Here is an 18,353-nt window from a genome sequence, read left to right on the forward strand (position 1 = left end):
CGCCTTCCCCCACTTTTTTGTATCTCTTGGCGGTGGGGGGTGTTTTTGTTTTGCCGCTGTTTGTTTCCGCTCACCCGCTGTTTTTGTGTTTGGCCGTGCTGCCCCCTAAACTGGCCGGCTGGCCACACGACATCCTCTCCTACCCCAAGGAGGTGGCCCGCAGCCGGAGCGTGCACAGCCTGCCTCCCATCCTCTCCGCGCAGTACGGCATCGACATGCCCGAGGCGCTGCACCGCGCGGGGCAGATGCACGACCACGCGGTGCGCCAGTACCTCGAACAGGAGGCCACCGCCCGGGCCCAGGCCAGCCCGCAACTGCACCGCTATCTCGACGACCTGAGGTTCTGGATGACGGGCAACCTCGACTGGTCCCTGGAGACGCGCCGTTACAACGCCGCCGACTACAACGCCGCCGACGTTCTCGACGAAGTGAGGCCGGCATGACTGCCACCACGGTCGTACCCACCGCCCCGGGGCGGCTCCCCCTGATCGGGCATGCCGTACCCCTGCAGCGAAACCCCCTCCAGTTCCTCGCTCGGCTGGGAGAACTCGGCCCCGTCGTCAAACTCCACCTCGGGCCGCTGCCCGTATATGTGGTCACCCGGCCGGAAATCCTGCACGAAATCCTCGTCACCAAGGCCGACAGTTTCGAAAAGGGCCAACTGTTCGACAAGGCCCGGCATTTCCTCGGTGACGGCATCATGACGTCCGGCGGTGAATTCCATCGCCGCCAACGCCGCCTCCTGCAGCCCGCGTTCCACCGGCAGAAAATCAACCACTACTTCACGGCGATGGACGAAAAAGCCCAGGAACTCGCGGAGAGCTGGAAACCCGGGCAGCCGGTCGAGCTCATGAGAAGTCTCGACGAGCTCGCGCTGGCCATCGTCACCGCCACTCTGTTCACCACCGACCTCGGCCGGCAGGCGGTCGACGAGATCCAGAAGAGCCTGCCGATCGTGGTGGACGGCGTCACCTGGCGGACCCTCTTCCCGGTCGACGGACTGCATCGGCTTCCCACTCCGGCAAACCGGCGCTTCAACAACGCCCACGAGCGGATCCGTGAGGTCATCGACCAGGTGATCGCCGCGTACCGCACCGACGGAACCGACCACGACGACCTCCTGTCCCTTGTCCTCGCCGCCCGCGACGCCGAAACGGGACAGGGCATGACCGACCTTCAGGTACGCGACGAGCTGGTCACGCTGATGCTCGCCGGTGCCGAGACCGTCGGCAGCTCGATCGGCTCGGTCCTGTACGAACTCGGTCGCCACCCGGACGTACAGGCCCGCGTACACGCCGAACTGGACCAAGTACTCCAGGGTCGCCCGATCACCGCCGAGGATCTCCCGAAACTCGAGTACACGGGCCGCGTGCTGACCGAATCGCTGCGCCTGCACGCCCCGACATGGCTGTTGATGCGACGCACCAGGACCGACGTCACGCTGGCCAACACTCGGCTGCCCGCCGGCAGCGAGGTCCTGTTCAGCATCTCGACGTTGCATCGCGATCCCGCCGTCTACGACGAGCCGCTCACCTTCGATCCGGACCGCTGGCTGCGGATCTCGGTCAAGGACCTCCCCCGCGGCGCCTATCTCCCGTTCGGCGAGGGCAACCGCCAGTGCATCGGCAACACGTTCGCATGGATGGAGATGATCGTCGTCCTCGCCGCGATCCTGTCCCGCTGGAACCTGACGCCGGCACCAGGACCGGCCCCCAAGCACCTGTACCGCGTGATCTCACGCCTGGACCACGTGACCATGACCCTCACCCCGCATACGGGGCCGACAAGAGACTGAGGTGAGCGGGGGCGGAGACCGGCACGCACATAGCCATCGCCTCTCCGCCCTCCGCGTCTTCCGGGAGTTCGAGTACGGACAGCCGGACCTCAACGCCCGTACACCGGCAACCCGTCCGTCGCGACCTCGAAGCCAAGCGGCTCCGGCAGCGGTACGGGTTCTCCGTATTTACCGGGCAGCGCGTCACGGTAGGCCCCGTTGTCGGGGTGGGTATGCCGGGCCCAGGTGCCGTTCCGAGGATCGATGACGAGGAGAACGGCCACCCCGGCGACGGCGTACCAATCGGCCTTGTCCCTGATCTCCCTGGACTTCTCGGACTGGGAGATGACCTCGACGGCGAGCGCGACGTCCGGAGGGTCGGCGAGCCAGTCGTCGTCCATGTCCCACGACTCAGGCAGCACCACCAGATCGGGTGTTGCGTAGTCGTCACGGTCGTCCGGCATCATCACGGACGACACCTCGTACGCCCCCAGCCCGTCCGGCAGGGCCTGTTCGATCTGGCGACGCAGGTACCTGATTGCTCCCGCGTGCTTGCCACGAGGGGTCGGGGACATCACGAGTTTTCCTCCCAGAACCTGCACGCGCAGACCTGTCGCTTCCTCGATCTTCTCGGCGACCTCGCGCAGATTTCCGGGGCGGGGCTTGGGCCGGATAGGCGGCACCGACGACATCGTCACGACGTGCGACCTCCGCCCTTCCAGCTCCGGCTCCTCTGCTGCGCGAGCGACATCGGTGGGAGGCCCGACATCCCGCTCCGCAGTGAATCCACCGTACTGTGCCACCCCCTCCGCAGCCTCGGTTCCACACCCGGCAGCCCTGCGGACCGCACCCCTGACGCGCTGCTCGACTTCCGTCATCTCAACTCCTCCCTCACGCTCCGATCATGCCATTTCACTGTAGGTCACCTCTCCGACAATCAGCCTCGCGCGCACTCCGCCCACAGCAGCTTCCCGCCCTTCGAAGCCCCCAGCTCCCGCAGCACGGACACGCCCCACGCGTCCGCGCAGGCCCGTACGAGGTGCAGACCGCGTCCGTGTTCGGCGTCCTCCGGGGGTACGAGTACGGGGGCATCCTTCTCCGAGAAGCCCGGCGGGACGGTCGGATCGGTGTCCCAGACCGCGATACGGAGCCGGTCGGGCTCGGCGGCGAAGAGGCGCAGGGCGTACGGGCCCCGGGTGTGCAGGTGGGCGTTGGTGAGCAGCTCGGAGGCCAACAGTTCGGCGGTGGGGGTGAGTTCGGCGAGGTCGTGCGCGGTGAGGATGGTACGGAGGGTGGCCCGAGCGATACCGGGGGCACGAGGATCGTGCGGGAGTTGAAGGGTGTAGGCCCAGGACGGGGATACGGTTGCCATCGGAAGTCTCCGATCACGGAGGGGAGTTGGGTGGTGTCGTTACGTTGCCCAGTGACCATGGCCGCTCCGTCGAGCGGGGTACTTCTGGGGCGGGGACCCACGTACTAAAGTAGCGGCGACCAGTGCACCCATTCACTGGTTTCGAGGAATTCCATGCACTGTCACTCGTGTGAGTGACCAGTCGCATCAAGGAGGCGGAGAAGCCCTTGAGGAGCAACCCGACGGGTCGTCAACTCCGGTTCGGCGCGGAGCTGCGCAAACTCCGGGAGCGCGCAGGCCTGACCGCCACCGAGGCCGGTCAACTCATGGGCATCAAGCAGACTCAGGTCAGCAACACGGAAGCCGGGCGCGTTGGAGTGAGCGCCGAACGGGTGCGCTCTCTCGCCTGCCACTACGACTGTTCCGACAAGGCTCTCGTCGAGGCTCTCAGCGACATGACCACCGAGCGGTCGCGTGGTTGGTGGGAGGAGTACCGCGAGATCCTGCCCGGCGGGCTGATCGACCTGGCCGAGATGGAGCACCATGCGATGCGTCTGCGCGCCGGGATCACGGCCCACATTCCTGGCCTGCTCCAGATCCACGATCACGCACGCGAGGTCATCCGCCAGGTCGTTCCAGAACTCTCGCCCCCTGACATCGAGCACCGTCTCTCGTTCCGGATCAAGCGCCAGACCGTCCTCTTCAAGGACTCCCCCACCCCGTACCAGGCGGTCATCCATGAAGCCGCCCTGCGAATGCAGTTCGGCGGTCCCGCCATCACCAGGAAGCAGTTGCAGCACATCCTCGACATGAGCGAGCGCGCACACATCACGGTGCAGGTCATCCCGTTCGCCGCCGGCGCCTACCCCGGGTCGGGCCAGTCGATCCTGTACGCCCACGGCCCAGTACCGCAGCTCGACACGGTGCACCTCGACCAGTCCCACGGCTCCGCGCTGATCGACGCCGAAGCACAGCTCGACAAGTACCGCGTACTGCTGGAGCGCATGGAGGCCACGGCCCTCACGCCCAATTCGTCACGCGATCTCATACACGCCATCGTTCAGGACCTGTGAAGGGAACCGAGATGCCCAGCGACACCTGGCAGAAGTCCTCGTACTGCGGAGAGGGCGAGGCCTGCATACAGGTCACCGGATCCGAATCGATCCATCTCACCGAAACCAGCGACCCCACCGAATCCATACTCACCGCCGCCCCCGCCACCTTCCGCACCCTCCTCCACACCCTCAAGCACAAGGAACCGCTCCGTGGCTGACATCCCCCCGAACCTGGACTGGATCCGCGCCGCCCCGGACGACGCGACCGGCCCCGGCCCCTGGATCGAGCTCGCCTTCGGCGACAACGACTTGGTCTACATCCGTGAAACCAGTGACCCCACGAACATCGTCACTACTACGCAGAAGAAGTGGGACGCATTCGTACTGGGCGTACAGGCAGGCGAGTTCGACCACTTCGTAGAGGGAGTAGAGGAACTGGAGGAAGAAAAATCCTAGGTACGACAACAACACGCCGCACCCTGCTCACCGCGACGGCCACAACGACCGCACTCGCGCTCACGGGAAACCCGGCGCAAGCAACCCCCCGTACCCCCAACGCCACCCACACCCGCCTGCGGGAACTGGAAGAGCAACACGGCGCCAGGGTCGGCGCGTTCGCGCACAACCTGGGGACAAAGGCGACCGTGCGGTACCGGGCGTCGGAGCTCTTCCCGATGTGTTCGGTGTTCAAGACGCTGGCGGTCGCGGCGGTGCTGCGGGACCTGGACCGGCACGGGGAGACGCTCGCCAAGCGGATGTACTACACGGCCGAGTACGTCGAGGCGGCCGGAGGCGGCGCGGTGACCGTCAAGCCGGAGAACATCGCCTCCGGCCTGACCGTCGAGGAACTGTGCGACGCGGCGATCCGCTTCAGCGACAACGCCGCCGCCAATCTCCTGCTCCAGGAACTCGGCGGCCCCAGCGCGGTGACCCGCTTCAGCCGGTCACTCGGGGACCCGAAAACCCGCCTGGACCGCTGGGAGCCGGCCCTGAACTCGGCGGAGCCGGGGCGGTTGGAGGACACGACCACCCCGGACGCCATCGCCCGCACGTACGCACACCTCGTACTCGGCAACGCCCTGGACGACGAGGACCGCACCCGCCTGACGACCTGGCTCCTCGGCAACACGACCGGCGGTGAACGCCTGCGCAAGGGCCTGCCCCAGGACTGGACGGTCGCCGACAAGACAGGCACGGGCCAGCACGGAACGGCCAACGACGTGGGCATCGCCTGGACCCCGGACGGCACCCCCGTCGTCGTGGCCGTGCTGACCACCAAGCCCGACCCGGCCGCTCCCGCGGACAACCCGCTGGTCGCAACGACGGCCACGGTGCTGGCGGATGCCGTGAGCTGAGGCGGGCCACTGGTCCGGTTTGGCGGGGCGTTGGTTGTGTGGTGGGCGTGGGCCCACGTTGGGCGTCGAGGGCAAGGTGCCGATCGAGAGCTATGTGCCGATGATGATGTTCGCGATCACCTTCGGGCTGAGCATGGACTACGAGATCTTCCTGCTCTCCCGCGTCCACGAGGCCTGGCTGCGCACCGGCGACGCGAAGGCGAGCGTGGCACACGCCCCGGAGATCACCGCCCGGGTGATCACCTGCGCCGCCCCGATCATGGTGAGCGTCTTCGCCGCCTTCGTGGTCAGCGACAACGTGGTGGTCAAGATGCTCGGACTCGGGCTGGCCGTGAGCGTGTTGATCGACGCGACCGTCGTACGACTGCTGCTGGTGCCGGCGGTCATGACGCTGCTGGGCCGGCACGCCTGGTGGACACCCCACTGGCTCGACCGTCTCCTGCCGCATCTGGACACGGAGGGGGGAGAAGTCCGCCTGAACTACTCGGACTCCGCCCCGGTGTACGCCGCCGTGGTCCGGTCCGCCGCCTCGCGCGCCCCGGCCGCTTCCGTCCCTGCCGCCACGCTCGCCTCGTACCAGCCCTCGCTGCTCAGCGTCACGAACCGCCGCCCCTCCTCGGATGCCGTCCAGGCCGCGAACTCCTGCGGGTCGACGGCGTTCCCGGACGCCAGGTGCAGGGTGAGGCCGGTGAGCCCCAGGTCCCAGCCGACGCCGACCGCGCCGGGCCCGAACTCCGCCCAGCGCTCGTCGTCGACGTGCGCGATGTGCTGGAGCTCGAAGCGGGTGCCGCCCTCCTCGGCGGGCGTCAGCCGCAGCTCGATCCAGCTGACCTCCCCGCCGTACTCCCAGGTCGCGTGGAAGCTCGACGGCGGTTCGCAGCGCTCGATCGTGCCGCCCGCCTGGCCCTCCAGCTGGTACTTGCCGCCGACGCGGAGGTCGCCGGAGACCGGCAGGAACCAGCGTGGGATCCGTTCGGCGTTGGTGCAGGCGTCCCAGACGTCCTCGACCGTCGAGTCGTACGTCCGGCTCACCGTGACCACCCGCGCCTCGCCCGCCTCGAAATCACGGGTGCAGACCTGGCGCCGTACGGCATTGATCTGATGGGTGACGTCGATCATTGCGGTCCTCCTCGGACGGTCATTGTGGTCCCCCCGGATCCGCCTGCTCACCGTCGCCGGACTCGCTGCCGAGCCGGCGCTCACGCTTGCCCCGGGCCAACTCCGTGGCCAGGGCGTCCAGATGGGGCGACCAGAAGCGGCGGAACCGCTCCAGCCAGGCGTCGACGTCCCGCAGCGGCTCCGCGTTCACCGCGTACAACCGCCGGGCCCCCTCCGGCCGTACTGTCGCAAAACCGCTCTCCCGCAGCACCTTCAGGTGTTGCGAGACCCCGGGCTGCGAGATCCCGAACTCCACCGCGATGACCTCACACACCGCCCCGGAACTCATCTCGCCGTCGACGAGCAGCTCCAGGATGCGGCGGCGTACAGGGTCACCGAGGACGTCGAATGCATGCACGGTCTCACCATATCACCTACCGCTTATATAAGTGGTGAGTGAGGGGATGTGATCGGTGCGGTGGCCATGCATCACCGCTGCGCCGTCGATGACTTTCCTGTGAGCCGAGTCAAGCCACCGTCAGCTTCCGGCCATCGGGGCGCCATTGGGCGGTAAGCCGACAGCCTTGGTTCAGTAAGGCGGAAGTCAGGATTCCAGATGCCTCTTGTTGTCACGTACTCAACAAGGGATGGTCATCCGCGGGCCGATCAAGCCCACCGCCGGGGACACCGGACCGGCGGCACACCACTCCCGCACCGCCCCTGTCAACCAGTCTCAGGAGGCTGTCCGTTGCTTACCGAATCCCCCAAAAGACCTGCGATACGTGGCAGTTGGCGCCGACTGGGTGCCGCAGCCCTCGGCACCGCGGCCCTCGTCCTCGCCGGCTTCGGCACCGCCGCCCCCGCGGGTGCCGCCCAGGTCGTCGCGACCAAGTCCCCCTCCCCCGCGGTGACGTGGACCCGCGCCTGCGCCACGCCCACCAAGGGCCAGATGGCCTGTAAGGCCCTCCGCGTCACCGGCGGCACGACCGCGTTCCAGAAGGAGCAGCAGGCCCAGGCCCGCACGGACGCCGTCACACCCGACGCCGCCGACGCCACGACCCCCTCCGGCTACGGGCCCGGCGACCTCCAGAGCGCGTACGGCCTGACCTCGGCCGCCGCCTCCAACGGCTCGGGCGAGACCATCGCGATCGTCGACGCGTACAACGACCCGAACGCCGAGGCGGACCTCGCCAAGTACCGGACGCAGTACGGCCTCTCGGCCTGCACCACCGCCAACGGCTGCTTCAAGAAGGTCAGCCAGACGGGCTCCACGACCTCCCTCCCCACCAGTGACACGGGCTGGTCCGAGGAGATCTCCCTCGACCTGGACATGGCCAGCGCGGTCTGCCCGAACTGCAGCATCCTGCTCGTCGAGGCCACCTCCGCCTCCATGGCCAACCTCGGCAAGTCGGTGAACGAGGCCGTCACCCTGGGCGCGAAGTACGTCTCCAACAGCTACGGCGGCTCCGAGTCCTCCTCCGACGCGTCGTACGACACCTCGTACTTCAAGCACACGGGCGTCGCCATCACCGTCAGCGCGGGCGACTCCGGCTACGGCGCCGAGTACCCGGCGGCCTCCCAGTACGTGACCGCCGTCGGCGGCACCGCCCTCTCCGCGAGCTCCACCAGCCGCGGCTGGAGCGAGAGCGTGTGGGAGACCAGCAGCACCGAGGGCACCGGCTCCGGCTGCTCCGCGTACGACACCAAGCCGACCTGGCAGACCGACACGGGCTGCACGAAGCGCACCATCGCCGACGTCTCGGCCGTCGCCGACCCGGCGACCGGCGTCTCGGTCTACGACTCCTACGGCGTCACGGCCGGCTGGTACACCTTCGGCGGCACCAGCGCCTCCGCCCCGATCATCGCGGGCGTCTACGCCCTCGCCGGCACCCCTTCCACCGGCTCCTACCCCGCGAAGTTCCCCTACACGGCGGCCGGCACCTCGGCCCTCAACGACGTGACCAGCGGCACCAACGGCAGCTGCAGCTCCAGCTACCTCTGCACCGCCAAGTCGGGCTACGACGGCCCGACCGGCTATGGCACCCCGGAGGGAGTCGCAGCCTTCACGGGCTGACCTCCGGGGCAACAGGAGCCGCCGACGGCGGAACGTGGGGTCCATCGGCGGCACAGGAGAACGGGTCGCGGCTACCAGCCGCGGCCCGTTTCCGCGTCCCACAACAACGCGGGATAGCCTTCACGCTGACGGTCACTCGGCCACACCCCGCGGACGCGCGACCGTCCGCAGTTCATGAGTAGGGGTTAACGACGGAACCACACCACAGGTTCCGCACCGACTTCATTGCTCGGCGTAACGAGCCGTGATACACAGAGTGACCATACGATCCTTCGCATACCGTCCCACACCCCCCGTAAGGGGTCCCGCGTGGGCCGTCCACGAGGGAACGGCAAGGGATTCGTACGAAACTCGCCAATCAATGACGCCAAGTCGACATCCGACAGCGCCATCGTCGGCGAGAATGGGCCCGACCTCTGCGCACAGGGCAGAGGGTGCAGAACTACCCACTAGGGGCGGTGACTTACATGCTTTTCGCAGCCGAAAAGGGCGACATCACCACAATTATCGGCGGGATCGCTCCGGACTGGGGTCCCTTCGGCAGCCTGGGCAACGAAGCCAAGACGATGGTCCAGGTGGTGATGGCGGTCGCCATCATGCTCTGCCTCGGGATCGCGATCTGGGGCGCGGCCAAGCAGCGCATCGGCGCGACGGCCCTCCGGGACACCTTCAGTGCCGAACAGGGCAAAGGCCTCATCATCGCGGGTCTCACCGGAGTCTTCATCATCGGATCCCTCGGCACGCTGTTCACCATCGTGTACGGCATGGCCGTCTAGGGCGGGCCGGGCACGCCCGGATCCTCTTCTCTCCCTCCGACCCACCCGTCCGTCGTGCCCACCGGCTGAGGTTGCGTTTCCCTGATGTCGAGTCACCACACCGCGCCCGCGCGGGAACCAGCACGGCTACCGTCGTACTACGCGGTTCAGCGAGAGGTTGAGGGGGCGTACGCGGCATGAGTCTCGGTGACGAACCCGGATACGGCGACGGATCTCGCGGCGAGGACGGCGGTTACGGCGGCTCCGGCCAGACCCGGACCAGACTCCCCGGCGATGGAACCGGCGACGTGTACGGCGGTGCCCGCCGCGGGCGGTCCTCCTCGCGGAGCCTGATCACCGTCGTCGGCGTCGTGGTCCTCCTGATCGCCGCGATCGCCTTCGCGAACCGTGGAGACGACGGCTCTTCCGCCGGCGGAAGCAGCGGCAACAACGCGGAGACCTCGCCTACGGCGGCTTCAGGGGAGCGGCCGGTGGGGTCGGAGGTTTCAGGGATTCCGACGGGGTTCGCGCATAGTGCGGTGGGAGCGGAGTCGGCTGCGGCCAACTACGCCGTGGTGTTGGGCTCGACCGGCATGTTCAACAAGGACAGCCGGCACGACATCGTCAACACCATCTATACGTCAGCTGCGGCCGGCCAGCTCCAGAGCCCGATGGACGCGGCCTACTCTGCGGACTTCCTCAGCAAGTTGGGGCTGGACGCCAACGGCAAGCCGCCGACCGGCAGCACGTTCGTCTCACGAACGGTCCCGGTGGGCACCAAGGCCGAGCAGTACGGCGACAGCGGCGCCAAGGTCTCGGTCTGGTACATGGGGCTCATCGGGATGTCCGGAGAGTCCTCGACCGACCCCGTCACCTCCACCTGGAAGACGTGGACCTTCGACCTGCAGTGGGCCAACGGCGACTGGAAGATCGTGACGGACTCCCAGACCGACGGGCCCGCCCCGGTCCCCGGCGACGACAAGGCCGCAACCTCCGACGAGATCAGCAAGGCCATCGAGGAGTACGGAGGGTTCACGTATGCCCGGTAGCCGCAGCCGCTTTCTCAAGCTCACAGGCGTCGTAGCCGTCGTACAGACCTCGGCCGTCCTGCTGGCCACCCGTGCCTTCGCGGCGCCGACCCCGACGCCGAGCGACGCGTGCGGCCTGCTGATCGGCCCCGCCAAGCAGTACTGCGAAGAGGACAGCGGCACCACCGGAGGCGGAGGCGGCACCACCCCCCTGCCCTCCACCCTCGACCCCCTCTCCTCCCTCGCCCAGGGCTGCGCCGACGCCGCCTCCTGGACCATCGACCACCTCAGCGCGGCCGTCAAGGACACCGCGACCGTCGACTTCACGAACCAGGCGTTCCGCCAGCAGTACGCGGTGGTGTTCGCGGCGTCGACGATCCTGACGCTGGTCCTGTGGCTGCTGGCCGTGTCGAAGAGGGCGGTGCGAGGCGTCCCCCTCACCACCGCGCTCGGGGAAGCGGTCGGGTTCCTGTGGCTGACGGTGCTGGCATCGGCGTTCACCCCGCTGATCCTCTACACGGTCGTGTCGGCGACGGACGGCGTCACCGAGGTCCTGGCGTCGACGACGGGCAACCAGACGGACACGTTCTTCGGGAACTTCTCCGAGGCGCTGGCCAAAGGCCAGGACATCGGCGGCGGCCCGATCATGCTGATCATCGTGTCGATGGTGTCGATCCTGGCGGCCGGAGTGCTGTATCTGGAGCTGGTCATCAGGGCCGCCCTCCTCTACGTGGGCGCCCTGCTCGGCGTCGTCGTGTACGCGGGCCTCGTCGACAAGAACCTGTGGGGCCACGTGCGCCGCTGGGCGGGCATCATGATCGCGGTCATCCTGGTCAAACCGGTGATCGTGATCGTGCTGGGGCTGGCCGGTGCACTGTCCACCTCGGACGGCCCGGACGCGTTCTCCGCCGTCGTCTCAGGCCTCGCCATCATCCTGCTCGCGATCTTCGCCAGCGCGATGATCTACCGCTTCGTACCGGGCTTCGGCGACGAGATCGCCAACTCCCGCAACAACCGCATCATGCAGGGCGCCGAGAGCAAGGCCGCCGCCGTCATGAGCTCCCCGGCCACCCTGGTCGCCCAGGGCATCAAGACCCACAGCACCCGTGCCGACAACGGCGGCGGTGGAGGTGGCGGAGGCGGCAACAGCCAGCCGCGCCCCGCCAACCCCGTCTCCGGCGGCGTCGCCGCACACAGCACCCGTACGTCGAACGGAGGCGGCGGATCCGTCCCCTCCGCCGCGCCCCCACCGCGTACCAGCCCGACGAGCACCCCGCACGCAGGCAACACCCGCAACAACCGCACGGGAGGTGAAGGGCGTTGACGACCGAGTCCCACGTGTCCCACGTGATCACGCCCCGCCGTACATATCTGATCGGCCGCGCCCGGCCGAACGCGATCGTCGGCCGGAACCGTGAGTCCGGCGAGATCGTGCTGATCATCGCGGGCGCGTTCCTTGGCATGATGTGCGGCTTGCTCGTCCCGGTGCTGTCCCTGCGGATCGTGCTGCTGATGGGCTTCCCCCTGGTGGCCATCGCGGCGGTGTACGTCCCCTACAAGCGCCGCACGTTCTACAAGTGGTTCGAGATCAACCGCAGTTACAAGCGGAGCCTGCGCCAGGGAACGGCGTACCGCAGCAGTGTCATGGAGGCCGGTACGCGCATCGAGGGGCGCGAGGTCGAGATCGGGCCGCCGCCCGGCATCGGGCGGATCAACTGGCTCGCGGCACCCTTCGGCCCGGACGAGATCGCCGTACTCCTGCACGCCGACCGCCGCACGGTCACCGCCGCGATCGAGATCGAGGGCCCGGGCGTCGGCCTGCGCGACTCCGAGGACCAGGAAGCCCTGGTCGACCGCTTCGGCACCCTCCTCAAGCACGTGGCGAACGGCGACGGCTTCGTCACCCGCATCCAGATGCTCGCCCGCACCCTCCCCGCCGACCCGGACGCACACGCCAAGGACGTCTCCGTACGCGGCGACGAACGCGCCCCCGGCTGGCTGCAGCAGTCGTACGACCAGCTCCAGTCCATGGTGTCCACGAGCAGCGAGCAGCACCGCGCGTACCTCGTCGCGTGCATGCACTTCAACCGCGAACTGGCCGCCGAGGCACACGCGATGGCCCGCGCGGCGCGCCCGCAGGGCGGCCGGAAGCTGGACCGCGACGCGGGCCTGGCCGTCGTCATGGCACGCGAGCTGACCGACATCTGCTCCCGCCTCCAGGAAGCCGACATCCGCGTACGTCAGCCGCTGGGCCAGGGCCGGCTCTCCTCCCTCGTCCACTCCATGTACGACCCGGACCACCCCATCGACCACATCCAGGCGATGACGAAGCGCAACGCCTGGCCCGCCGAGCTCGACGCCATGGAACCCACCTACCTCCAGGCGAAGACCCGCGAGTCCTCCACCCGTGCGCCCTGGTGCCACTCCACGGCCTGGGTGAAGGAGTGGCCGATGACACCGGTCGGCGTCAACTTCCTTGCCCCGCTGCTCGTCCACACCCCGGACGTGATCCGGACCGTGGCCGTCACGATGGACCTCGAACCCACCGAGATCGCCATCGAACGGATGCTGACCGAGAAGACGAACGACGACGCCGAGGCCAGCCGCGCCGCCAAGATGAACCGCACCGTCGACCCGCGTGACGTCGCCGCCCACGGGCGTATGGACCAGCGCGGCGAAGACCTCGCGAGCGGCGCGGCGGGCGTGAACCTCGTCGGCTACATCACGGTCAGCTCCCGCTCCCCCGAGGCCCTCGCCCGCGACAAGCGGACGATCCGCGCCTCGGCCGGCAAGTCGTATCTGAAGCTGGAGTGGTGCGACCGCGAGCACCACCGCGCCTTCGTCAACACGCTGCCGTTCGCCACCGGAATCCGCAGGTAGGGGCTGATGTTCTGATGGGGCTGATGCTCTGATGCGGGATCCGCTGTCCACGGCGACCGACGCCTTCACGTCCTTCCTCTTCGGCAAGATCGAGACGACCCGGCTCCCTGTCCGCACGTCCACCGGCCAGGCCCAGGCCGTCTATCTGCCGACCGCCGCCCCGGGCCTCGGCGACTCGGGCGTCATCATCGGCCGCGAGGTGTACTCCGGGAAGGGTTACATCTACGACCCCTTCCAGCTGTACGGGCAGCAGCTCCCGGCGCCGCACTGGCTGGTCCTTGGAGAGTCCGGCAACGGCAAGTCGGCGCTGGAGAAGACGTACGTTCTAAGGCAGTTGCGCTTCCGCGACCGCCAGGTCGTCGTCCTCGACGCGCAGGGCGAGGACGGCGTCGGCGAGTGGAACCTCATCGCCGAGGAGCTGGGAATAACCCCCATCCGGCTGGACCCCACCGCCGCCCTGGACATGGGGATCCGGCTCAACCCGCTCGACCCGGCGATCACGACGACCGGCCAGCTCGCGCTGCTCCGGACCATCATCGAGGTCGCGCTGGGCCACGGCCTCGACGAACGCTCCGGCTTCGCCCTCAAGGTCGCGCACGCCTACGTGAACGAGACGATCGTCGAACGCCAGCCTGTCCTCATGGACATCGTGGAGCAACTGCGCCACCCCGAACCGGAGTCGGCCGAGGCGATGAACGTCGCCATAGACGACGTACGGGCGTGGGGCCTGGACGTGGCCCTGGTCATCGACCGACTGGTCGACGGCGACCTGCGGGGCATGTTCGACGGCCCGACGACGGTGGGTATCGATTTGGATGCGCCCTTGATCGTCTTCGATCTCTCCCACATCGACCGGAACTCCATCGCCATGCCGATCCTGATGGCGATCGTGGGCGTGTGGCTGGAGCACACCTGGATCCGCCCCGACCGGAAGAAGCGCATCTTCCTGGTCGAGGAGGCCTGGCACATCATCAACAGCCCCTTCGTGGCCCAGCTCTTCCAGCGCCTGCTGAAGTTCGGGCGCCGCCTGGGTCTGTCCTTCGTCGCGGTCGTCCACCACCTGTCCGACGTCGTGGACGGGGCGGCGGCGAAGGAGGCCGCCGCGATCCTCAAGATGGCCTCGACGCGAACGATCTACGCCCAGAAGGCGGACGAGGCCAGGGCCACGGGACGGGTACTCGGCCTCCCCAGGTGGGCAGTGGAGATCATCCCCACCCTCACCCCAGGCATCGCGGTCTGGGACGTCAACGGCAACGTCCAGGTGGTCAAACACCTGATCACCGAGACCGAACGCCCCCTCGTCTTCACCGACCGCGCCATGACCCAGACCTCCGCCGAACTCATCGCCGACGACGCGCTGCACGCCGCGGAACTGGAGGCGGAGGAGCGCGCGGCAGCCTTCATGGAACAGCACCTCAGCGATCTCGACGGTTCATCCGAGTCCACGGTGGCGTGAGAACGGCGGCATGAGGACGGTGACGTGAGATGAGACGGGAAGAGCGCGGGCACGGGCACGGCGAGGAACGGGGCGTGCCCGACGGGTTGTTGATCGGAGTGCTGGCCTTCCTGCTCGGCATGACGCTGATGGTGTGGACGTCCACGGGGTTCGCGGGACTGTTCTCCCAGGGAGCATGGCCGGACGCCATCACCTTCGCCCGTACGCCACTTGCCATGCGGCACCTCATCGGGCAGCCGCACGACCTGACGGGGGCGTGGCCGGAGACGCCTGCCGATCAGTTGTCGGGGTGGGGACTGTTCTGGGGACTCTTCATCGGTCAGCTGATGCTGCTGGTGGTGGTCACGGTGTTCGTGATTGGAACGGTGGCGAGGTGGCGAGCGGGGAGGGTGAGACGCGGGGCGAAGGCGGCGGTGCCGACGGCGCCCTTTGCGGCGGAGGGCGAATGGGCGGGTGAGCGGGAAACTCTTCGCGCCGAAGGCGCGGAATCCACAACGCACCGGCACCCGCCAACGCAGGAGCAACCACTGCAGGCGACGGCTCCCTTGAGAACAGGGGGTACACGGGCGAGCGGGCAGGAAACCCCCGCGGAAACCACAACGCAACCGCAACCGCAGCCGCAACCGCTGGAGCGGGCCGAGCGGGCGGCCGGGTGGGAAACCGTCAGACTGGGCCCCGCCCACGCCCGCCACCCCCAAGCCGTCCAGGCAATCCAGGACGCCGAGGGCCCCGCCATGGTGGTCACCTCGAACCCCAGAACGTGGTCGGACACGAAGGACGCCAGAGCCAAGCTCGGGCCAGTCCTCCTCTACGACCCCGCGCACCTGTGCGACACCCCGGCCCGCCTCCACTGGTCCCCCTCCACCGGCTGCGAGGACAAGGCCACCGCCGCAGCAAGAGCCACCGCCCTACTCACCCCCGTACGCCCCACCGCCAAGGTGGACCAACCCATGGCAGACGTAGCGGAAACGCTCCTGCGCAGCTACCTGCACGCCGCCGCCGTGGAGGGCAAACCGTTCCGGCACGTCCACCGCTGGTCACAGGGCATACAGGTACAAGACGCGGTACGAGCCCTGCGTACCAACCCCAAAGCCGCATCCGGCGCCGCAGGCGAACTGGAGGCGGCTCTCACCTCGCACGCCGAACGCCGGGACATCGCCCAGGAGTTGACGGCCCGCGCCCTCTCCGCCTTCTCGACGGTCAACGTCCGCGAATCCTGCACCCCAAACCGAAGTGACACCCTCACTCTGGATTCTTTCGTGAACGAAGGGGGCACGCTCTATGTGGTCGGTGAACCCATCGAGGACCCCAGGGCGAATCCCGGCGCGATGCCGCTCCTGACGGCCCTCGCCTCAAGCGTGGTCGAGCGCGGCCGGGGCATGGCCGAACGGTCATCTTCCGGTCGCCTCGACCCACCACTCACCCTTGTCCTGGACGACGTGGCGGCCGTGGCCCCGCTCCTCCAGCTCCCCGACCTCCTGTCCACCGGAGCGACCCGGGGCCTCCCGACCCTGGCCCTCCTCCGCTCCCAGGAGCAGGCCAGGTCCCGCTGGCCGCAGTACGACCTCCCGCTCTAGGACCTGCCCTCACCACCAGGACCTGCTGTCCTAGTCAGTAGGACCTGTCGCGGCCGCTAGGACCTCGCCTGGCCTTGCCTCTCCGCCGGCCGAGGGATCACGAACTCCAGCTCCCGCTCTCCCGAACCCCCTGGCGTCGGCACGGTCACCCCGCTCGGCAGGAATCCGGCCTTGCGATAGAACGCCTCGGCGCGCCCGTTCTTCTCGTGCACGAACAGCCTTACGCGCTCAAGCCCACTCCCCCAAGCCCACTCCAGGGCCGCGTCAAAGAGCGCCCCGGTCACCCCGGCCCCACTCCCCCGGTGCTCGGGCCGCACATACACCCCCACCAGATGCCCCTGACGCCGCTCGACCAAGCCCCCGAAGACATCCCGCTCCCCGGCCTCCTCGACCAGCACCACCACGGACCCGTCCCACACCCCGCCCTGCCCGACGGCCACGAACTGCCGCCGCCCGGCCGTCCCTTCGGCGGCCCCCGCCGCCCGCTCCCGCCAGAACACATCGGGCCTGGCCGAGGCCTCCTCGTACGTCTCCAGGAACGCGAGATGAGCGACGGGGTCCCGCAGTGAGGTGAGCCGCAGCTCCTTCACCTCGGCCCACTCATCGGAACGTATGGAACGAATCACGTGGTTCATGAAAGCCACGGTATTACCTGCCTACGACAGCACCCACCGGATATCCACCCTGCCGACACCTGCCGTCAGGGCCCCCGTCATGATCGTCCCCATACGACGTCAGACTGACGTGGAAGCCCACGAGCACCCGCCCCTCAACTCTCCATGGAGAAGCGCCGCATGCCCAAGGTCCAACTCGACGAACTCCGCAACGTGATCCATCCTCCGGGCAAGCTGGACAGCAGGGCGGAACACTGGGCAGGCCGCCTCTACATGCGTGCCCTGTCCCTCCGGGTGACCCGCCTGATGCTCGGCACCCGCGTCTCGCCGAACCAGATCACGGTGGTGATGGTGTTCGCGGGAGTTCTCTCCGGGGTGGCCCTGCTCCTGCCGGGTCTGGGCGGCGCCGTACTCTCCGTCCTCTTCATGCAGCTCTACCTCCTGCTCGACTGCGTGGACGGCGAAGTGGCCCGCTGGCGCAAGCAGTTCAGCCCCCTCGGCGTCTACCTGGACCGCCTCGGCGCCTACCTCGCCGACGCCGCGGTCATGGTCGGAATGGGTCTGCGCGCCGCCGAACTCGGCCTGGACCCCTACCTGGTGGCCGGCCTGGCAGCAGCCATCGGCGTCCTGCTCCTCAAGTCGTCCTCCGACCTGGTCCACGTGGCCCGCTCGGACAGCGGCCTCCAAAAGGCCACCGACCAGTCCGTGGTCCCCCGCTCCACCGGCCTGGCCCGAGTACGCCGCCTGGCCGCCTCCGTCCAACTCCACCGTCTGTGCAACGGCATCGAGGCCACCATCCTGCTCCTCGTGACCGCGATCGTGGACACCGCACTCGGCGACCTGACAGCAACGAAGATCGCGACCGTGGCCATCACGGCGATCGTGTGGCTGCTCGTCCCGGCCCACATCGTCTCGATCGTGTCCTCGTCCCGCCTGAAGTAATTACTGTCGGAACGGGAGCCAGTGCCGGGGTATGCCCCCTACCCCGGCACTAATAGAACAGAGATAGCCAGAGGACCTTCAAACACAGAAAGACCAAGACCCTGAACGCAGAAAACCCCCGTACCGTTTCCCGGTACGGGGGTTTTCTCTAAAGATAGTTCGGCGGCGTCCTACTCTCCCACAGGGTCCCCCCTGCAGTACCATCGGCGCTGTAAGGCTTAGCTTCCGGGTTCGGAATGTAACCGGGCGTTTCCCTTACGCTATGACCACCGAAACACTATGAAACTGTCAACCGGAGCCGTGGCATGGCTACGACGGTTGTTCGTGGTTTCAGAACCAACACAGTGGACGCGAGCAACTGAGGACAAGCCCTCGGCCTATTAGTACCGGTCAC

Annotated in this window: 18 protein-coding genes, 1 rRNA gene and 2 pseudogenes; 15 read left to right on the top strand and 6 right to left on the bottom strand. The window is 68.0% G+C overall.

Features of this window, described 5'->3' with window-relative positions; all coding sequences use genetic code 11:
* Both ACFWP7_RS13885 and ACFWP7_RS13890 read left to right on the top strand, forming a co-directional pair.
* A pseudogene (locus ACFWP7_RS13885) lies at positions 1 to 443 on the top strand (hypothetical protein); the annotation flags it as partial.
* On the top strand, positions 440 to 1,795 hold the full coding sequence (locus ACFWP7_RS13890; RefSeq protein ID WP_384380971.1) for a cytochrome P450: 1,356 nt from the start codon (positions 440 to 442) through the stop codon (positions 1,793 to 1,795). The pseudogene ACFWP7_RS13885 and the gene ACFWP7_RS13890, both read left to right, overlap by 4 nt.
* A gap of 89 nt (positions 1,796 to 1,884) precedes the next feature.
* Here ACFWP7_RS13890 and ACFWP7_RS13895 read toward each other — a convergent pair whose 3' ends face one another.
* On the bottom strand, positions 1,885 to 2,466 hold the full coding sequence (locus ACFWP7_RS13895) for a Uma2 family endonuclease (RefSeq protein WP_384381029.1): 582 nt from the start codon (positions 2,464 to 2,466) through the stop codon (positions 1,885 to 1,887).
* Between the two features lie 245 nt (positions 2,467 to 2,711).
* The gene (locus ACFWP7_RS13900; RefSeq protein WP_384380974.1) at positions 2,712 to 3,146 is read right to left on the bottom strand and encodes an ATP-binding protein; all 435 of its coding nucleotides are present in this window, start codon (positions 3,144 to 3,146) and stop codon (positions 2,712 to 2,714) included.
* 206 nt (positions 3,147 to 3,352) lie between these two features.
* Between ACFWP7_RS13900 and ACFWP7_RS13905 the strand changes: the two genes are divergently transcribed.
* The 5 genes and pseudogenes from ACFWP7_RS13905 to ACFWP7_RS13925 form a co-directional block, all read left to right on the top strand.
* Positions 3,353 to 4,198: a helix-turn-helix domain-containing protein gene (locus tag ACFWP7_RS13905; protein WP_384381032.1), complete on the top strand. Its 846-nt coding sequence runs from the start codon at positions 3,353 to 3,355 to the stop codon at positions 4,196 to 4,198.
* A gap of 11 nt (positions 4,199 to 4,209) precedes the next feature.
* Positions 4,210 to 4,398, top strand: coding sequence for a DUF397 domain-containing protein (locus ACFWP7_RS13910; RefSeq protein ID WP_384380977.1), 189 nt, complete (start codon positions 4,210 to 4,212; stop codon positions 4,396 to 4,398).
* Positions 4,391 to 4,636 carry a DUF397 domain-containing protein gene (locus ACFWP7_RS13915; protein ID WP_384380980.1) on the top strand — a complete coding sequence of 82 codons (246 nt, stop codon included), beginning with the start codon at positions 4,391 to 4,393 and terminating at the stop codon, positions 4,634 to 4,636. The genes ACFWP7_RS13910 and ACFWP7_RS13915 overlap by 8 nt, the downstream gene beginning before the upstream one ends.
* The gene (bla, locus tag ACFWP7_RS13920) at positions 4,630 to 5,535 is read left to right on the top strand and encodes a class A beta-lactamase (protein WP_384381035.1); all 906 of its coding nucleotides are present in this window, start codon (positions 4,630 to 4,632) and stop codon (positions 5,533 to 5,535) included. Before ACFWP7_RS13915 ends, bla begins: the two co-directional genes overlap by 7 nt.
* A gap of 40 nt (positions 5,536 to 5,575) precedes the next feature.
* A pseudogene (locus ACFWP7_RS13925) lies at positions 5,576 to 5,998 on the top strand (MMPL family transporter); the annotation flags it as partial.
* Between the two features lie 17 nt (positions 5,999 to 6,015).
* Here ACFWP7_RS13925 and ACFWP7_RS13930 read toward each other — a convergent pair.
* Together ACFWP7_RS13930 and ACFWP7_RS13935 are read right to left on the bottom strand one after the other, a co-directional pair.
* On the bottom strand, positions 6,016 to 6,654 hold the full coding sequence (locus ACFWP7_RS13930) for an SRPBCC family protein (protein WP_384380983.1): 639 nt from the start codon (positions 6,652 to 6,654) through the stop codon (positions 6,016 to 6,018).
* A 19-nt stretch (positions 6,655 to 6,673) separates the two neighbouring features.
* Entirely contained in the window at positions 6,674 to 7,051 is a 378-nt protein-coding gene (locus tag ACFWP7_RS13935; protein ID WP_384380986.1) for an ArsR/SmtB family transcription factor, read from the bottom strand.
* A gap of 330 nt (positions 7,052 to 7,381) precedes the next feature.
* Between ACFWP7_RS13935 and ACFWP7_RS13940 the strand changes: the two genes are divergently transcribed.
* The 7 genes from ACFWP7_RS13940 (at position 7,382) to ACFWP7_RS13970 (ending at position 16,403) form a co-directional block, all read left to right on the top strand.
* Positions 7,382 to 8,707 (top strand): peptidase S8, encoded by a 1,326-nt coding sequence (locus ACFWP7_RS13940; protein ID WP_384380989.1) that lies wholly within the window; start codon positions 7,382 to 7,384, stop codon positions 8,705 to 8,707.
* 467 nt (positions 8,708 to 9,174) lie between these two features.
* Positions 9,175 to 9,483 carry a hypothetical protein gene (locus ACFWP7_RS13945; protein WP_266459173.1) on the top strand — a complete coding sequence of 103 codons (309 nt, stop codon included), beginning with the start codon at positions 9,175 to 9,177 and terminating at the stop codon, positions 9,481 to 9,483.
* A gap of 176 nt (positions 9,484 to 9,659) precedes the next feature.
* Positions 9,660 to 10,511, top strand: coding sequence for a hypothetical protein (locus tag ACFWP7_RS13950; protein WP_384380992.1), 852 nt, complete (start codon positions 9,660 to 9,662; stop codon positions 10,509 to 10,511).
* Positions 10,501 to 11,814, top strand: coding sequence for a hypothetical protein (locus tag ACFWP7_RS13955; protein ID WP_384380995.1), 1,314 nt, complete (start codon positions 10,501 to 10,503; stop codon positions 11,812 to 11,814). Before ACFWP7_RS13950 ends, ACFWP7_RS13955 begins: the two co-directional genes overlap by 11 nt.
* Entirely contained in the window at positions 11,811 to 13,370 is a 1,560-nt protein-coding gene (locus ACFWP7_RS13960) for an SCO6880 family protein (protein ID WP_384380998.1), read from the top strand. The genes ACFWP7_RS13955 and ACFWP7_RS13960 overlap by 4 nt, the downstream gene beginning before the upstream one ends.
* Positions 13,371 to 13,401: 31 nt before the next feature.
* Positions 13,402 to 14,826, top strand: coding sequence for an ATP-binding protein (locus tag ACFWP7_RS13965; RefSeq protein WP_384381001.1), 1,425 nt, complete (start codon positions 13,402 to 13,404; stop codon positions 14,824 to 14,826).
* Positions 14,827 to 14,855: 29 nt separating this feature from the next.
* Complete coding sequence (locus ACFWP7_RS13970; RefSeq protein ID WP_384381004.1) at positions 14,856 to 16,403, top strand: type VI secretion protein; 1,548 nt, start codon at positions 14,856 to 14,858, stop codon at positions 16,401 to 16,403.
* A 56-nt stretch (positions 16,404 to 16,459) separates the two neighbouring features.
* Here ACFWP7_RS13970 and ACFWP7_RS13975 read toward each other — a convergent pair whose 3' ends face one another.
* Positions 16,460 to 17,038, bottom strand: coding sequence for a GNAT family N-acetyltransferase (locus ACFWP7_RS13975; RefSeq protein WP_384381007.1), 579 nt, complete (start codon positions 17,036 to 17,038; stop codon positions 16,460 to 16,462).
* A 159-nt stretch (positions 17,039 to 17,197) separates the two neighbouring features.
* On the opposite strand from ACFWP7_RS13975, the gene ACFWP7_RS13980 reads away from it, so the two are divergent.
* Positions 17,198 to 17,959, top strand: a complete 762-nt coding sequence (locus tag ACFWP7_RS13980) for a CDP-alcohol phosphatidyltransferase family protein (protein ID WP_384381010.1) — start codon at positions 17,198 to 17,200, stop codon at positions 17,957 to 17,959.
* 157 nt (positions 17,960 to 18,116) lie between these two features.
* Here ACFWP7_RS13980 and rrf read toward each other — a convergent pair.
* A 5S ribosomal RNA gene (rrf, locus tag ACFWP7_RS13985) occupies positions 18,117 to 18,233 on the bottom strand.
* Between the last annotated feature and the right edge of the window lie 120 nt (positions 18,234 to 18,353).

The sequence above is a fragment of the Streptomyces sp. NPDC058470 genome, from assembly GCF_042721055.1.
In the GTDB taxonomy this organism is placed as follows: domain Bacteria; phylum Actinomycetota; class Actinomycetes; order Streptomycetales; family Streptomycetaceae; genus Streptomyces.

What these genes read in the sequence shown, in the direction of transcription:
- ACFWP7_RS13955 (WP_384380995.1), top strand. Translation starts at nt 10,501, where the DNA reads ATGCCCGGTAGCCGCAGCCGCTTTCTCAAGCTCACAGGCGTCGTAGCC.
- ACFWP7_RS13910 (WP_384380977.1), top strand. Translation starts at nt 4,210, where the DNA reads ATGCCCAGCGACACCTGGCAGAAGTCCTCGTACTGCGGAGAGGGCGAG.
- ACFWP7_RS13975 (WP_384381007.1), bottom strand. Translation starts at nt 17,038, where the DNA reads ATGAACCACGTGATTCGTTCCATACGTTCCGATGAGTGGGCCGAGGTG.
- ACFWP7_RS13970 (WP_384381004.1), top strand. Translation starts at nt 14,856, where the DNA reads ATGAGACGGGAAGAGCGCGGGCACGGGCACGGCGAGGAACGGGGCGTG.
- ACFWP7_RS13965 (WP_384381001.1), top strand. Translation starts at nt 13,402, where the DNA reads ATGCGGGATCCGCTGTCCACGGCGACCGACGCCTTCACGTCCTTCCTC.
- ACFWP7_RS13980 (WP_384381010.1), top strand. Translation starts at nt 17,198, where the DNA reads ATGCCCAAGGTCCAACTCGACGAACTCCGCAACGTGATCCATCCTCCG.
- ACFWP7_RS13950 (WP_384380992.1), top strand. Translation starts at nt 9,660, where the DNA reads ATGAGTCTCGGTGACGAACCCGGATACGGCGACGGATCTCGCGGCGAG.
- ACFWP7_RS13900 (WP_384380974.1), bottom strand. Translation starts at nt 3,146, where the DNA reads ATGGCAACCGTATCCCCGTCCTGGGCCTACACCCTTCAACTCCCGCAC.
- ACFWP7_RS13890 (WP_384380971.1), top strand. Translation starts at nt 440, where the DNA reads ATGACTGCCACCACGGTCGTACCCACCGCCCCGGGGCGGCTCCCCCTG.
- ACFWP7_RS13945 (WP_266459173.1), top strand. Translation starts at nt 9,175, where the DNA reads ATGCTTTTCGCAGCCGAAAAGGGCGACATCACCACAATTATCGGCGGG.
- ACFWP7_RS13930 (WP_384380983.1), bottom strand. Translation starts at nt 6,654, where the DNA reads ATGATCGACGTCACCCATCAGATCAATGCCGTACGGCGCCAGGTCTGC.
- ACFWP7_RS13895 (WP_384381029.1), bottom strand. Translation starts at nt 2,466, where the DNA reads ATGTCGTCGGTGCCGCCTATCCGGCCCAAGCCCCGCCCCGGAAATCTG.